At 38.8% G+C, this 15790-nt stretch carries 12 protein-coding genes; 5 read left to right on the plus strand and 7 right to left on the minus strand.

Annotated features, from left to right (window positions below; translation table 11 throughout):
* Positions 1 to 35 precede the first annotated feature (35 nt).
* Positions 36 to 167 carry an alanyl-tRNA synthetase gene (locus J1905_RS12310; protein WP_108205890.1) on the plus strand — a complete coding sequence of 44 codons (132 nt, stop codon included), beginning with the start codon at positions 36 to 38 and terminating at the stop codon, positions 165 to 167.
* A gap of 34 nt (positions 168 to 201) precedes the next feature.
* Here J1905_RS12310 and J1905_RS12315 read toward each other — a convergent pair whose 3' ends face one another.
* Genes J1905_RS12315 through J1905_RS12330 form a run of 4 tightly spaced genes read right to left on the minus strand, consistent with a single transcriptional unit; the run spans position 202 to position 4199 of the window.
* On the minus strand, positions 202 to 1272 hold the full coding sequence (locus J1905_RS12315) for a dipeptidase (RefSeq protein ID WP_214227543.1): 1071 nt from the start codon (positions 1270 to 1272) through the stop codon (positions 202 to 204).
* A gap of 3 nt (positions 1273 to 1275) precedes the next feature.
* The gene (locus J1905_RS12320) at positions 1276 to 2388 is read right to left on the minus strand and encodes a D-TA family PLP-dependent enzyme (RefSeq protein WP_214227544.1); all 1113 of its coding nucleotides are present in this window, start codon (positions 2386 to 2388) and stop codon (positions 1276 to 1278) included.
* A gap of 11 nt (positions 2389 to 2399) precedes the next feature.
* Positions 2400 to 2873: a RidA family protein gene (locus tag J1905_RS12325; protein WP_214227545.1), complete on the minus strand. Its 474-nt coding sequence runs from the start codon at positions 2871 to 2873 to the stop codon at positions 2400 to 2402.
* 12 nt (positions 2874 to 2885) lie between these two features.
* Positions 2886 to 4199, minus strand: a complete 1314-nt coding sequence (locus J1905_RS12330; protein WP_214227546.1) for a gluconate:H+ symporter — start codon at positions 4197 to 4199, stop codon at positions 2886 to 2888.
* Between the two features lie 78 nt (positions 4200 to 4277).
* On the opposite strand from J1905_RS12330, the gene J1905_RS12335 reads away from it, so the two are divergent.
* Positions 4278 to 4976: a 3-keto-disaccharide hydrolase gene (locus J1905_RS12335; protein WP_214227547.1), complete on the plus strand. Its 699-nt coding sequence runs from the start codon at positions 4278 to 4280 to the stop codon at positions 4974 to 4976.
* A 265-nt stretch (positions 4977 to 5241) separates the two neighbouring features.
* Here J1905_RS12335 and alaS read toward each other — a convergent pair whose 3' ends face one another.
* Positions 5242 to 7941 carry an alanine--tRNA ligase gene (gene alaS / locus J1905_RS12340; protein WP_214227548.1) on the minus strand — a complete coding sequence of 900 codons (2700 nt, stop codon included), beginning with the start codon at positions 7939 to 7941 and terminating at the stop codon, positions 5242 to 5244.
* A 148-nt stretch (positions 7942 to 8089) separates the two neighbouring features.
* On the opposite strand from alaS, the gene J1905_RS12345 reads away from it, so the two are divergent.
* From J1905_RS12345 to J1905_RS12355, 3 genes are all read left to right on the plus strand, one after another.
* On the plus strand, positions 8090 to 8425 hold the full coding sequence (locus J1905_RS12345; protein WP_108205773.1) for a MerR family transcriptional regulator: 336 nt from the start codon (positions 8090 to 8092) through the stop codon (positions 8423 to 8425).
* Positions 8426 to 8728: 303 nt separating this feature from the next.
* Positions 8729 to 10741 (plus strand): helix-hairpin-helix domain-containing protein, encoded by a 2013-nt coding sequence (locus tag J1905_RS12350; protein ID WP_214227549.1) that lies wholly within the window; start codon positions 8729 to 8731, stop codon positions 10739 to 10741.
* A 5-nt stretch (positions 10742 to 10746) separates the two neighbouring features.
* Positions 10747 to 12693: a ComEC/Rec2 family competence protein gene (locus J1905_RS12355; RefSeq protein WP_214227550.1), complete on the plus strand. Its 1947-nt coding sequence runs from the start codon at positions 10747 to 10749 to the stop codon at positions 12691 to 12693.
* 38 nt (positions 12694 to 12731) lie between these two features.
* Here J1905_RS12355 and J1905_RS12360 read toward each other — a convergent pair whose 3' ends face one another.
* Complete coding sequence (locus J1905_RS12360) at positions 12732 to 14420, minus strand: sodium/sugar symporter (protein WP_214227551.1); 1689 nt, start codon at positions 14418 to 14420, stop codon at positions 12732 to 12734.
* A 22-nt stretch (positions 14421 to 14442) separates the two neighbouring features.
* Positions 14443 to 15771, minus strand: coding sequence for a xylose isomerase (gene xylA / locus J1905_RS12365; protein ID WP_214227552.1), 1329 nt, complete (start codon positions 15769 to 15771; stop codon positions 14443 to 14445).
* Positions 15772 to 15790: the final 19 nt, after the last annotated feature.

A 15790-nucleotide genomic window follows, 5' to 3' on the forward strand; every position in this document is an offset into this window, starting at 1 on the left:
TAAATCTCATTCTCAGTAAACATAAATTAAAGAGTATGACTACTAAAACTTCGGAGAAAAAAGCAGCAATGCTAAAATGGCTCAAAAAAGTTGGCGTTTGGGGATTCCTGTTTTTCCTCGTAAAAGGATTAATCTGGCTTGCTGTTGGATATTGGGCATTAAAATAACCTCACCCAAAAAAGCTAAAAACCAACAACAACCCTACTTCCAAGCCTTACGTAAAAACCTTAACCAGTTAACACTCATTAGGTTTTCTATATCTACATCAGTATATCCTTTAGCCCTAAACAAGGCTGGTATCTTTTGAAGATCAGCAATAGTTTCCAAATCATATGGACACTGCTCCTTCCCGAAAGCACCATCAAGATCAGAACCAATACCAACATGATGCGTATTCCCTGCCAATTGACAAATATGATCTATGTGGTCAATCATTACACCTAAATTGCAATTCGTACCCTCTGGAGTAGATTGGCCACGAACCCAGTTTCGCACCATCATCCAGGCATCTAAAGCAGCACCAATAACAGCACCTCTTTCAATTAGAGCTTTAATCTGATCATCACTAAACTGGCGATTGTGATTTACCAAAGCCCTACAGTTATTATGCGAAGCCCATACATTTCCATTAAAATGATCCAATGCTTCCCAAAAACTATCATCACATAGGTGCGTAGCATCTAAAATAATATTCAGACGCTCCATTTCCTTAAGCAATTCATGACCTTTTGGTCCCATCAACCCTGTTGCATCAGTACCCTGAGCATATCTTCCCGGGCCATAATGTGCAGGCCCAACAGCCCTTAAACCATTGCGATAAGCTTTTTCTAAATGCCTAATGGTTACAATAGAATCAGCACCTTCTAAACTTAAAATATAGCCAATCGGCTTTTCGGCATCAGGAGTATCAGCGGCCCATAAAGCAAGGTGCTTTTCCAAACCATCCAGATTATTAATCTGAACCATTTCTCCTGCATCCTCCATAGCCCTATACCATGCCAACTGACCCTGAGTTTGCGCCCATGCCTGTGCTGGTGAGTGCCAGCCCGGCAAAGTATTTCCTGGAGCTACAAAGCGCGCAATTTGAGTAGCCACAACTAATCCAATACCTCCCTTTCTAAGTTCAGGCAACGAAACGACCGCCTTTGCCCTATCTGGTTTATCCCTTAAGCCCTCTTCTCTTTCATTTATAGAAGCAACAGGCAAAGTCAAATCACGATTCCACTCCAGGGCATTCATACTTAAATCCAAATGCGCATCAACTGTAAACATAGGCTATATATTAATCTTTCTATTTCTCGAAGTAATGTTCCATTCTCCCGTAAAATGGCGCTCAGTAATAGTTGCCGCACGATCATACAAGGCTACTGTTGGACAAATATGAATTGGTACTCCATACAAAACACCCCCTACTTTAAACCCATGACCCTGAGCCAATTCCAATACCAGATGCTCTTCGCTCTGACTTACTATTTTGGCCTCAGGAGCATTCATAAAAGATACCCTTTTTGTGAGTTCATTCTCTGCAGCAACAGACTTATGTCCCAAATCCAGACATAACTTAGTTTCATCCAATATAGAAATCACTCTGGTTACCAGAACTGCCGCTACATCATACTTTTGATCTTCAAAACGCTGATATCCGCTATCCCAAAGCACAAACGTACCCGGACTACACTCTACATCAACCTGTTCCGCATAAAATGGATAAGTAGGTGAACCACCACCTACAATAACCGGCTTAGGCAAGCCCTTAGCCAAAATACTATCTTTTAAACTGTTAATAGCACTCCAACCGACAAGCCATTTCTCTCTTCTTAAAGACAAGGAAGTATCATGAATCTGACCATCATAACCATGTAAACCAACAGCATTTACACCTTCAGTCGAACTCATTTTCTCATAAAGAACCAAGGCTCTTTCATCTGGCAAAATACCCGTTCTGTTCATGCCTATATTCAAATCCAGAAACAAATTAATCTCCAAACCTGACTCAGTAGCCGAAACAGAAAGCTCATTTAAAGAACTTAAGTTATCTACTAAACACGAAAAACGTGTTAAAGGAAAAGCTTTTACAAGTGATACGTACCTTTTAACTTTAGGCCCTACAGGCTGATAAGCCAACAGCACATCAACTGCACCACAAGCGCCCAACATCTCCGCCTCCGCAATTGTAGCACATTTATATTTAGTGATTCCGGCATCGATCATTAGCCTGGTAACCTCCGCCGACTTATGCGTTTTCACATGAGGACGCAATCTATCAACCGAATCAATGCTGGCCTTTAGCTTTGCAATATTCCCCTTAATCCGATCCGGATAAAAAGCCAGAGCCGGAGAATCCAGCTCATCTACATTATCAATGATATACCAATCTTGCTCAGCCATAACCTTAAAATTTAATCATGAAGTTCAAATAAAGCTTCAATCTCTACAGGGATATTATCAGGCAACGAGCCAAAACCTACAGCGCTTCTGGTACCGATACCGTTTTCTTCTCCCCAAACTTGAGCAAAAAGCTCACTGCAACCGTTAATTACAAAGGGATGCCTTTCAAAGTCAGGTGTACAGTTTACCATACCCAAAACCTTGATTACCCTTTTCACACGGTTTAAACTACCCAGATTCGTTTTTATAGTCGACAACATGGTTAATCCAACCTGTCTGGCAGCAAGCTTCCCTTCTTCTTTGTCAAACTCAACACCCACACGCCCAATGATCAAGCTTTTATCATATCTAACAGGCCCATGTCCTGATAAATAAAGATACTTGCCATCAATCAAAAAAGGCTTATACACACCCAAAGGAGTTGGTGCTGGCGGCAACATTAATCCCAATTTCTCAAACTGCTCATCTGCATTAAAAGTTTCCATATCTATATTTAATTAAATAATTTGATTTAATAAAAGTACACCTATCAGTCCCACAATTCCTACTATAGATTCCATTACGGCCCACGACTTAAAAGTATCTTTCATAGTTAAGTTGAAGTACTCTTTAAACATCCAGAATCCAGAATCGTTTACGTGTGAGAACATTAAACTTCCTGCACCAATAGCCAAAACCATCAAGTTCGGATCTGTGTTCGACGATACCATCAAAGGTAAAATAATCCCGGCAGTAGTCAAACCTGCAACCGTGGCCGACCCTACACAAAAACGAATAATTGCGGCTATTAACCAACCTAAAAACAAAGGCTGCATATCCATATCTTTTAAAAGCAAAGCGATTTGTCCGCTCACCCCACTATCCACTAAAACCTGTTTTAAAGCACCTGAGCCACCAATGATTAACAATATCATGGCTACGTCTTTAATCGCTTCACCATAGATATTCATAATGTCTACCATTTTCTTACCCTGAAAAACACCCAGCGAAAATGTAGCCACAAACAACGCAACAAGCATCGCAATTGTCGGACTTCCTGCAAAAGCAAAGAAGTTTGCAACTGATGGATTCTGATTCTCTGAAAGTGTAAACACAGTAGCCCCAATCAACAGTAAAACCGGCAGCAGGGCCGTAAAGAAGCTATTAAACGCGCCCGGGAGTTCCTCTTCCGGCATATCTGCAGGCACAAAAGACGCCAAAGGTTTTGAAGGTATGGCCTTCAGTGTCCTCGAAAACAGCGGCCCTCCTATTATAATTGCAGGCACAGCTACTATCAAGCCATACAGCAATGTTAGTCCCATATTGGCTTTAAACTGAACAACCAGAGCCGAAGGTGATGGATGTGGCGGTAAAAAACCGTGTGTAACTGACAGAGCGGCCAGCATGGGCAAACCTATATAAATAACAGGCAGTTTATACTTGTAAACTATCGAAAATATCAAGGGAACCATCAACACAAAACCTATCCCATAAAACAATGGAATACCCACCAGAAACCCGGTAGTTACCACTCCCCATTGAATATATTTCTCTCCGCAAAGGTTCATCATAGATGATGCTATTCTTTGTGCTGCGCCACTTTGAGCTACAAGCTTACCTAACATCGCTCCTACGGTGATAATTACCACCAGAGAGCCCAATACATCACCAATCCCCTTTTCTACAGAGGCGGTGACCTTATTAAGCGGAATGCCTAGTAAAATACCAGCAGTTATAGATACGATAAGAAAGGCAATAAATGCGTTGACCCGGAATGCTGAAACTAAAATAATCAGGAATAGGATACACAATAAAACAATAAGGATGGTCATACTTTTTTTATTTGGTTACACAAAATAGAAAAAAAAGCGAGTTGCTAAAAGTATTTATATCTTAGTATTAACAAAAACATGAAAAGAAACCTAACCAAATCACTCATTGCACTGGCTTTAATTTTAAGTTCAGCTGCCTCATTTGCTCAATCGAAGAGCTTGTTTAATGGTAAAGACCTAACAGGATGGCATGCCGATGTTCCTGAAATGGATAAAGACCCAAATGCCAGAATGCCTTTTATAATCCGCAATGGTTTATTGGTTAGTTTGGGTACTCCCGGAGGTCACCTGATTACCGATGCTACATATAAGAACTACCGCTTAGAAGTACAGTATCGCTTTGCTGCTCAACCGGGTAACTGTGGCGTACTGGTACATGCCTCTACGTCAAGAGCACTTTATGATATGTTCCCAAAATCTATAGAAGTTCAAATGCAGCACACCATGGCCGGCGATTTCTGGTGTATCCAGGAAGACATTACCGTACCTGATATGGAGACTCGTCGTGGCCCTAAAGAAAACTGGGGCGTTAATGGCGATAAGCTTAGAAGAATAAAAAGACTTGTACAGGATGTTGAAAAACCTGTAGGTGAATGGAATAAAATGGTGATCGAGTGTTTAGGTGATCAGGTAAAAGTTTGGGTTAACGACGTTTTTGTTAACCATGGAACTAACTGCACAGTATCAAGTGGCAATATCGCTTTGCAAGCCGAAGGCTCGGAAGTTGAGTTTAGAAAAGTGGTGATTGCACCTATAAAAAAATTAACAGTAAAATAGCTATTCTACTCTAAGGCTGGAATCTTTTGCCCGCTTCGCTAAATGGGCAAAATTTCCTAGGTCTTTTCGCAGAAAGTCAATTTTATGTAAAGCATGGTGGCTAAGCATCCGAAATATAATGATTGAACAGGTGCACATCCTGATTTTTCATACTGTTAACTGTTTATTAGTCAACTATTTTCAGGACGTGACAATCAGCACAAAAAGCCCCAAAAAGTTAAATACTTTTTGGGGCTTTTTCAATATTGCTAACTATCTAATCTTCCTAACCAATCAACGATTCAGCTTTAGTTAGAACAGCTGCTAAGCCATCCTTGTTCTTCCCACCTGCCGTAGCATAGAAAGGCTGGCCACCGCCACCGCCTTGAATATCCTTAGCTAATTCTCTAACAATATTAGATGCATTCAGTCCTTTATCTTTAACCAAATTCTCTGATACCATTACTGTAATTCCAGGTTTATCATCAATTAAGGTAGTAAACACAAGGAACAGATCATCAACCAGATCCTTAACAGAAAACGCTAAGTTTTTAACTGCATCAGCGTTTGGTAAATCAACATGTGTAGCGATCAAATTAACCCCATTAATGGTTTTAAGGTGATGTACAATTTCATGTTTAAGATTAGCCGCTTGTTCGCCTACAGCCTTTTCAGCATCCTTTTTAAGTTTGGCATTCTCATCAATAAGCGCAGCGACAGCAGCTTTAAGGTCTTTATTTCCTTTTAACAACGCCCTTAAATCATTCAATTCTCGGTTCTGATCCAAAACAAATGCCTCAGCCTTATCAGCCGTAATTGCCTCTATCCTTCTTACACCTGCAGCGACAGCACTTTCAGAAGTAATTTTGAAATAACCAATCTGACCTGTCGCCTGTACGTGAGTACCACCGCAAAGCTCTTTAGAATAATGATCGTCAAAAGTGATAATGCGTACTAAATCTCCATACTTCTCACCAAATAAAGCAGTTACACCACTAGAAATTGCCTGATCATATGGAACATATCTTTGTTCCTTTAAAGGAATATTCTCTCTTACTTTCTGATTAACCAAATGCTCTATCTGAGCCAACTCTTCGTCAGTAACCTTTGCGAAATGCGAAAAGTCGAAACGAAGATAATCAGGGTTTACCAATGAACCCTTTTGGTTCACGTGCGATCCCAATACCTTTTTCAATGCAGCATGCAACAAGTGTGTAGCCGAGTGGTTATCCTGAGAAAGCAAACGCTTATCTTCATCAATAACAGCCCAGAAACGACCATCAACATCCTCTGGTAAAGTATCAGCATAATGTACAATTACACCATTTTCTTTCTTAGTATCAGTTATCTCTACAAAGAAAAGACGACTATGATCTTCTAAACGACCTGTATCACCTACCTGACCACCGCTTTCAGCATAAAAAGGAGTTTTGCTCAGCACAATCTGATATTGATCTTTACCCTTTGCACTTACCTTACGGTACTTTATGATTTCGGTTTCAGCTTCAAAATCATCATATCCAACAAATTCAACTTCAAGATCAGGATTAACAATAACCCAGTCACCTGTGTCAACTGCCGTAGCTGCACGAGAACGCTCTTTTTGTTTCAAAAGCGCCTTATTGTATTCTTCCATATCAACAGTCCAGCGTTGTTCTCTGGCCATCAATTCAGTTAAATCTATTGGGAAACCATAGGTATCATTAAGCTCAAAAGCAAACTCTCCTGAAATCACCATCTGGTCTTTCAATATGCTATAAACCCATGGATCATCAAATTTTTTCTCGAGCTCAATAGCATTCTCAGCCATCAATACTTCGCCTTGCTTTTTAGTATAATTATCAAAGCGTTGGATACCCGTAGCTAAAGTTCTTAAGAAAGAGATTTCCTCTTCCAAAACAACCTTTTGCACAAAATCCTGTTGCATCGAAAGCTCATCAAACACGCCTTTAAACTGCTCAGCCAAAACCGGCACAAGCTGATTTAAAAACGGATCTTTAAGGTTTAAGAAAGTATATGCGTACCTTACAGCACGGCGTAAAATACGACGGATCACATACCCTGCTTTATTATTAGAAGGTAACTGCCCATCAGCAATTACAAATGAAATGGCACGAATATGATCAGCCATAACACGCATAGCGATATCCGTTTTCTCATCCACACCATATTCAATACCTGCATGTTTAGCAATAAATTGAATTAACGGTTGGAAAACATCAGTATCATAATTTGAAGATTTCTCTTGCAATACGCGAACTAAACGCTCAAAACCCATTCCTGTATCCACATGTTGTGCAGGAAGTGGCTGTAAAGAACCGTCTTTTAAACGGTTAAACTGCATAAATACGTTGTTCCAAATCTCAATAACCTGAGGATGGTCGGCATTTACAAGCGATTTACCTTCAACAGCTTTGCGCTCATCATCAGGACGGCAATCTACATGGATTTCAGAACATGGACCACATGGCCCGGTATCACCCATTTCCCAGAAATTATCCTTTTTATTACCTAAAATAATACGGTCTTCAGGCACATATTGTTTCCAAAGCTCATAAGCCTCAGTATCCCTTGGCAAGCCCTCTTTTTCGTCCCCTTCAAAAATGGAAACATATAATTTATCTTTCGGAATTTTATAAACCTCAGTTAATAGCTCCCAGCTCCAGGCAATGGCTTCTTTCTTAAAATAGTCGCCAAAACTCCAGTTACCAAGCATTTCAAACATGGTATGGTGGTAGGTGTCAATTCCTACTTCCTCCAAATCGTTATGCTTTCCGGATACACGCAAACAACGTTGGGTATCAGTTACTCTTGGATATTTTATTGGGGCCTCTCCTAAAAACAAATCTTTAAACTGATTCATCCCCGCATTGGTAAACATTAACGTAGGGTCGTTTTTAACTACAATAGGTGCCGATGAAACAATGTGATGTTGTTTTGATTCGAAAAATTTTAAGTATGCCTGTCTGATTTCCTTAGCTGTCATCCTTCTCTTGATTAGTGGAACAAACTTAGATAAAAAAATAACCTCTATCGAGGAAAATTGAAATTTTATTGCGGATTTGTACTAAAATCGCACTACATTTGAATACTTTAAATAAAAGCTATAAACCACTAATAATCAACACTAAAGTATGCCTTACAAGGAACGGGATATCAATAAAATGTACTATACGATGGGTGAGGTAACCGAAATGTTTGGTGTAAACGCTTCGCAAATCCGATTTTACGAAAAGGAATTTGACGTATTACAACCTAAAAAAAACAAAAAGGGAAACCGATTATTCACACCTGAAGACATTGAAAATTTAAAGATCATTTTTCATCTGGTAGAGGATAAAGGTTTTACCTTGAAAGGTGCTAAAGACCATTTAAAAAACAATACTTCGGAGGTTAAAGAAAATCAAAAGATCATTGCTTCGCTTGAAAAGCTGAAGGATTTCTTACTTAAATTAAACGACGAGATTTAAGTTTATTTTTTCTCTTAATGATTAACAGCCTAAAACTAGACTGAAAGTGATACATGTCTTATCAGTGCTTTGTCTAAGTCCATGTTGAGTCCATGGTAAGTCCATGGTGAGTCCATGTTTTTCCAGACAAAAGGTGGACTTAATGCAGAATAAATCTTTACTCACTGTTGATTCACTTACCAACACATTCCGCTGACTGTTTTAACCTGTAAGAAAAGCTTTATTTTCACTTATCCGGTTAATTACTTTTTATATCCAAAATAATTATAGTGGTTAGGCTAATTTATGCCAGCCACAACAAAAATGCTCTGCACATTTGTGCTTGCCCTGTTCTTTTTTAAAGTAAAAGCGCAGGGGGATTCTTTTATTAAGGATATCATAGAAAGTGTTGCCGAAAACTTATCGGAAGACTATGATCTTTCCGAATTGACAGAACGCCTGACCAATTACAGAAGGCATCCAATCAATTTAAATCAAACAAATCCAGAAGAGCTTAAGAGTCTGGTCTTTTTATCGCCACTCCAAATTAGCAACTTTTTCAATCATATAAAAGTCAATGGAAAACTATTAAACATCCTTGAAATTCAGTCAATTGACGGGTTCGACCTACAGACAATAAATCGGTTAATCCCATTTGTAACACTAAAAGCACCTCCCTTAATTTCAAACATGAGCTATAAGGATCTGGCTAAAAATGGAAACAATGATCTGATTTTTAGGTATGGTAGGTTATTTCAGACCCAAAAGGGCTTTAAGAGCCTACCAGGAAGCAAATACTTAGGCACCCCAGACAAACTACTCATGAGGTACCGATATACCTACAAAGCGCTTCTTTCAGCCTCCATTGTTGCAGAGAAAGACGCCGGAGAATACTTTATTAATAACAAAACAGGTCTTGATCATTTATCGGGAAATATTGCCATCAACAAAGTTGGTTTCTTTAAAAAAATTGTACTTGGAGATTACAGTCTTCAATTCGGTCAGGGTTTAGCACTTTGGTCAGGATTTGCTTTTGGAAAAGGGCCCGATGTAACCAGTGTAGCCAGTAAGGATATTGGACTTCGACCTTACTCCTCTTCAAATGAAGCATCATTTTTTAGGGGAATTGCAACTACAGTTAATTTAACGCAAAACATTGATCTCAGCACTTTTATATCTTCCAGAAAGCGAGATGCAAGTTTAAAAGACAATGACGGTTTTGTTACAATTCAAAATATTGGAATTACAGGATTACACCGTACAGCAACTGAGCTTAAAAACCAACGCAGCCTTGGTCAATTCGTTTACGGAGGAGCTTTACAATACTTAAGCAGCAACTTAAACCTTGGTTTTACGGCATACCAATCCAGCTATCAGCATGAATTTACTACGGGATCTTCTCTTTACAACAAGTACGCTTTTACAGGAAAAAACCTCGTTAACACTGGTTTTCATTACAGCTATACTTTTAAAAACATCTACTTTTATGGCGAAACTGCCCATAGCTTAAATGGCGGCTGGGCTATTGTAAATGGGGCTATGGCTAGTTTATCGAAACAGGTGTCGGCAGTGTTGTTGCACCGTAGCTACGATAGGGATTACCATAGCTTTTTTAGTAATGGCGTTGGTGAAGGCACAGAAATCAGTAATGAAAAGGGTTGGTATGTAGGCTTAAACTACACTCCGTCTAAACGCTGGACCTTTTCTACCTATGGTGATTACTTTAAATTTCCATGGCTAAGATATAGAGTAGATTCTGCTTCTTCAGGATATGAAGTATTGGGTCAGGCGACCTACACTCCTAGCAAAACCTTCAAGATTTTAGCTCGATACAAGAGAGAAATAAAGCAACAGAACGCAGATGCAAGCAGTAATTACCTTTATTTGCAGGGTGTAAACAAACAAAATTACAGAATTGAGGGCAATTGGCAGTTGAATAAAAACATCGGCTTTCAGCAGCGTATAGAGGTTACTCATTATAAAAAAGGAAGTGTAAATGAATTCGGTTATCTGGCTTATCAGGATATGAATTTTCAATTACTATCTTTTAAAGTCATAGGTAATATCCGATTAGCGTATTTCAATACGCCATCGTACAACAGCAGACTTTACGCCTACGAAGATGATGTTTTGTATGGCTCTAGCTTTGGCAGTTATTACGGCAAAGGGTTCAGAACTTTTATCAATTTGAGGTATCGGGTATTAAAAGATATGGATGTTTGGGGTAGATATGCAATTTACGTCTACAATGATGTTGAAAAGATTGGGTCGGGGTTAGATGAAATAGAGGGCAACAAGAAATCTGATTTTAAGATACAGGTTCGTTATCAGTTTTAGCAAGCATGGAATCACAAGTTTTTAAAGCTGAGGTGGTATTTTTAAGAATCTTACTGCCTTTTTCAATGGGTATAATCGCCTTTTACCATACCACTAGTGCTTCACTTGTTTACTGGATTGGTTTGTTATGCCTAATCAGCTTTACCATTTTGATCATTATAAACCTGTTCTACAAAAAGCTAAAAGCATATAACTTTAAAAGCTGGACGGCCGTTTTAATATACATCCTGCTATTTTTACTTGGCGCATTTACCTGCATTGCTAACAAACAACGCTTAAACAAGGATTACTTTGGCGTTAAAAAACAGGCCTATTTAAGGGTTTGGGTTAATGATGAGCCGCAGCTAAAATCAGGCATTTTAAGGTTCAGAGCAAGTGTTACCAAATCTTACTTACCCAAAAAAAGCGATCCTATTGAATCTATTAAAGCTATAGGTAAATTAATGGTATCCGTAAAAACCGACAGTTTAAATTCTATACGGTTATCCTATGGCGATGAGTTGATTATCCCTGCAAGGATTACAGAAATTGCACCTCCATATAATCCAGCAGAATTTGACTATAAATCGTGGTTGGCTAGCCAAAACATTTATCATCAAGTGTATTTAAAACAGGCGCAGCTTACAAAAACAAATACAAGTCAAGGTAACCCGATAATTGCCTATGCCTTAGCTTTAAGAACCAAACAGGTGCAATACTACAGAAAACGGATAAAAGATGATGATGCATTTGCGATGGCTGCTACCCTTATTTTGGGTTACAGAGCTGATTTGAGTCAAGAAACCTTAAGTACCTACTCTAAAACAGGCACCATCCACGCGCTTTCTGTTTCCGGAATGCATGTCGGTTTGATTTATCTGGTGCTGAATTGGATGCTGCAATATCTGAATCGAAACAGCCTTTTGAAACTCCTTAAGGTAGGAACTATCATTATTCTCGTCTGGCTCTATGCACTATTAACAGGTTTTTCGCCATCAGTTTTGCGGTCGGCAATAATGCTTTCGGCATTTATTATTGCCAAATCCTTTAACAGGCAAAGCAACAGCTACAACATTATAGCATTTGCCGCCTTTTGCTTACTGGTTTATAATCCCTTTTTGATTTGGGATGTTGGCTTTCAACTATCATTTCTTGCCGTATTGGGCCTGATATATTTACAACCTAAAATACAAAACTGGTGGCATCCGCAAAACAAATGGATTAATAAGCTATGGGGAATAATCGCCATGTCATTAGCTGCACAGCTAATAACTTTCCCTTTCAGTATCTATTATTTCCATCAGTTTCCGATTTACTTTTTGATAAGCAATCTGTTCATAATGGTCCCTATTGCCTTACTAATGTACTTGGGTATTGTCATTTTACTAGGCAGGTTCGAGTTTTTAGCGCCAATATTTGAATGGCTAATTAAATTCACAAACTCAGGATTGAAATGGATTGCTGACTTGCCCCTCTCCAGCCTTTCTGCAATATGGATTAGCAGAACTGAACTATTACTGCTTTCTGTTGCACTGTATTGTATTGCGGTAGCCTTAGCCGGCTTTAAAAAGCGAATGTTGCTCTTCTCCTTAACATGTTTTATGGTTTTTCAATCCTTTGCTGTTTACGACAAGGTAGAGGCAATTTATCAGAAGAAGATTATTGTATTTAATATCCGTAAAAACTATGCAACTGCTTTTATCTCCAAACAAAAGGCCATTGTATTTACCAACCTGCTACCCGAAAACAAAGGCTTTAAATACTTTATCCAACCTGCTTTGGATCAGCATAAAATTAAAGAAATAGTATGTATTAAAGGCAATAAGGATACTACAATTGCTGATTTCAAGTTAAAAAATCAGGATGTAGCCTTTTATAATTACCGGATAAACAGATTCCATCTTAAGCATTACGACTTAAAAACCTCGAAGGCTCATGAGGAAAATCTGGACAAAAAAAAGGACGGCAGGTAACCAGCCCGCCGTCCTAACCTAAACTGGCTAAAACCTAACTACCAGTATATCGTGTATAAAGCAACAATTAGTCCACAAACTATAAGGGCGCCAACTGTAAATGCTCTATTTGTTTTAAACATTTCTCTCTCTATTTCAAGTCCGTTTGTTACTACACCTCTTCTGGTTTCAATAATGCTTATTACATACATCACCACAAGACAAATAATAAAAACAAATCCCATTCTATCTAGAAATGGTATTTCATGTAACATAGTTCCATCACGCTGCTCTACAAGTTTTGAGAAACCCGATGAGCTAAGGAATTCCAAATTTACAAAATTTGGAAGGAACTTGAACACAACCGACAATACAAAACCACCAATGGTTGCAAAAAGCGCTGCGTTTGAGGTTGTCTTTTTCCAAAAGAACCCTAGAATAAACATAGCAAAAATTCCTGGAGAAAAAAAGCCTGTATACTCCTGAATAAATTGAAAACCACCTTTTTTATCTATCCCAAGTAAAGGAGATATAATAATGGCCACTAGCATTGCAAGAACAACAGTAATTCGTCCAACAACTACCTGTTTGTCTTCGTTTGCTGTCTTGTTAATTACCTTTTTATAAATATCAAGCGTAAAGATGGTTGCAATACTATTTGCTTTACCCGCAAGAGAAGCCACTACCGCAGCTGTTAAAGCTGCAAACGACAATCCTTTTAGTCCGGTTGGCAAAAGATTTAAAAGCACGGGATATGCACTATCAGGCGAAACCTCTCCCCCTTTTAACATATCTGTTTTAAAATCTCCGTACCCTTCTTTATAAAGCACAAATGCTGCAATACCTGGAAGTACAACAATAACCGGCATCAGTAATTTTAAGAAAGAAGCAAACAGAATTCCATTTCTGGCTGTCTTAAGGTCAGCACCAAGCGCTCTCTGAGTGATGTATTGATTACAACCCCAATAGTTAAGGTTTACAATCCACATACCACCAATCAACACGGTTAAGCCCGGCAAATCAAGGTAATTCTCATTGTCTTTTTTAAAGATCATATGAAAATGCTCTTCGGCATGTACTTTTAACAGACTAAAGCCTTGCATTACACCACTTGAACCGAAATGTGTAGCCACAAGTTCCAGTGCTAAATAAGTAGTTGCCAAGCCACCCAGAATTAAGAAAAACACCTGAATTACATCAGTATAACCAATTACCTTCATCCCCCCAAGAGTAATGATGATAGAGAAGATAGCGAGCAAATACATACAGCCAGTCAGGTTAATCCCTGAAATACTGTTTATTGCCAGTGCACCGAGATAAAGTATAGAGGTTAAGTTCACTACTACATACAATAACAGCCAGAAAATGGCCATAATCATTGCCACAGTACTATTGTATCGCTGATTTAAAAACTGAGGCATGGTGTATATCTTATTTTTAAGATATACCGGTATAAAAAATACTGCCACGATTAGCAGTGTAATAGCAGCCATCCATTCATAGGTAGCAATTGCCAAACCCATTTTAAAACCAGAACCACTCATTCCAATAAACTGCTCTGCAGAAATATTGGAGGCAATAAGGGAAGCCCCTATTGCCCACCAAGTAAGTGAATCTTTAGCTAGGAAAAAATCTTTCGAATTTTCCTTATGAGTATTTTTTTGCCTGTAAACCCACCATCCGTACAGCGCAACAATCAGAAAATAAGTGAGGAAAACTGCATAGTCTAATATTCCCAGTGTTTTCATAAATTCCGATTAATAGCTGGGATTAAATATATCTGTTGATCAAGTTCTCTAAGAATTCTTGTCTGCCGCTTAAAGTTTGAGGCTCGCCATTTTGTATTGCATAATCACGCAAATCTTCAAGGCTTAAAATACCATTTTCAAACTCTTTTCCTTTACCGTTATCAAATGATGCATATCTGTCTGTTCTGATTTTCTTGTAATCAGAGTTTTGAAGAATGTCATCAGCAACGATAAGCGCACGCGCAAACATATCCATACCGCCGATGTGTGCATAGAATAAATCAGCCTGATCGGTTGAGTTTCTACGGATTTTAGCGTCAAAGTTTATACCACCGCGACTAAAGCCACCGCCTTCAAGAATGATTAACATCGATTCAACCAGTTCATTGATGTTATTTGGGAATTGATCTGTATCCCAACCATTTTGGTAGTCACCTCTGTTTGCATCGATAGATCCAAGTAAACCTGCATCAACAGCAACTTGTAATTCATGTTGGAAAGTATGACCTGCAAGTGTTGCATGGTTTACCTCAAGGTTCAATTTAAAATCGCCAAGAAGGTCGTATTTCTGAAGGAAACCAAGTACCGTTGCAGCATCATAATCATACTGGTGCTTAGTTGGTTCACATGGTTTTGGTTCGATTAGGAATGTACCTTTAAATCCGTTCTTTCTTGCATAGTCTTTTGCAGTATGAAGGAAACGGGCAAGATGCTCCTGCTCTCTCTTCATATCTGTGTTTAATAGCGACATATATCCTTCGCGACCACCCCAGAACACATAATTCTCTCCACCTAATGCAATAGTTGCATCAAGAGCAGCTTTTACCTGTGCAGCACCATGAGTTAACACATGAAAATCAGGGTTTGTAGCAGCACCGTTCATATATCTTCTATGAGAAAATAGATTTGCAGTACCCCATAACAATTTTACACCTGTTTCGTCTTGTTTCTGACGGGCATAATCTACTAATGCTTGTAATCTTCTTTCGTTTTCTTTGATGTCGTTACCATAGTCAACCATATCAACATCATGGAAACAGTAGTATGGAATGCTCAGCTTGGTTAAAAACTCAAAAGCTGCATCCATTTTATCTTTTGCACGTTCTACAGGATCGCTTTTTTCATTCCATGGGAAAATATGGCTTGCTTCGCCAAAAGGATCTGCACCGTTACCACAGAATGAGTGCCAGTAAGCGCCGGCAAAACGAAGATGATCTTTAAGTGTTTTTCCAGCTACAATCCTTTCAGGATCATACCATTTAAATGCCAATGGGTTATCGCTTTCACGTCCCTCGAAGTTAACCTGACTGATATTTTTAAAAAATTCCTTGTTCAAAGTGTTTACGCTCATACTTGATTTTTATTTATTG

The organism is Pedobacter sp. B4-66, assembly GCF_018492665.1.
In the GTDB taxonomy this organism is placed as follows: Bacteria; Bacteroidota; Bacteroidia; order Sphingobacteriales; family Sphingobacteriaceae; genus Pedobacter.

Bases quoted from the DNA above. Each gene is read 5' to 3' on its own strand.
- J1905_RS12345 (WP_108205773.1), top strand. From the start codon at position 8,090: ATGCCTTACAAGGAACGGGATATCAATAAAATGTACTATACGATGGGT.
- J1905_RS12315 (WP_214227543.1), bottom strand. From the start codon at position 1,272: ATGTTTACAGTTGATGCGCATTTGGATTTAAGTATGAATGCCCTGGAG.
- J1905_RS12325 (WP_214227545.1), bottom strand. From the start codon at position 2,873: ATGGAAACTTTTAATGCAGATGAGCAGTTTGAGAAATTGGGATTAATG.
- xylA (WP_214227552.1), bottom strand. From the start codon at position 15,771: ATGAGCGTAAACACTTTGAACAAGGAATTTTTTAAAAATATCAGTCAG.
- J1905_RS12310 (WP_108205890.1), top strand. From the start codon at position 36: ATGACTACTAAAACTTCGGAGAAAAAAGCAGCAATGCTAAAATGGCTC.
- J1905_RS12330 (WP_214227546.1), bottom strand. From the start codon at position 4,199: ATGACCATCCTTATTGTTTTATTGTGTATCCTATTCCTGATTATTTTA.
- J1905_RS12320 (WP_214227544.1), bottom strand. From the start codon at position 2,388: ATGGCTGAGCAAGATTGGTATATCATTGATAATGTAGATGAGCTGGAT.
- J1905_RS12335 (WP_214227547.1), top strand. From the start codon at position 4,278: ATGAAAAGAAACCTAACCAAATCACTCATTGCACTGGCTTTAATTTTA.
- J1905_RS12355 (WP_214227550.1), top strand. From the start codon at position 10,747: ATGGAATCACAAGTTTTTAAAGCTGAGGTGGTATTTTTAAGAATCTTA.
- J1905_RS12350 (WP_214227549.1), top strand. From the start codon at position 8,729: ATGCTCTGCACATTTGTGCTTGCCCTGTTCTTTTTTAAAGTAAAAGCG.
- J1905_RS12360 (WP_214227551.1), bottom strand. From the start codon at position 14,420: ATGAAAACACTGGGAATATTAGACTATGCAGTTTTCCTCACTTATTTT.
- alaS (WP_214227548.1), bottom strand. From the start codon at position 7,941: ATGACAGCTAAGGAAATCAGACAGGCATACTTAAAATTTTTCGAATCA.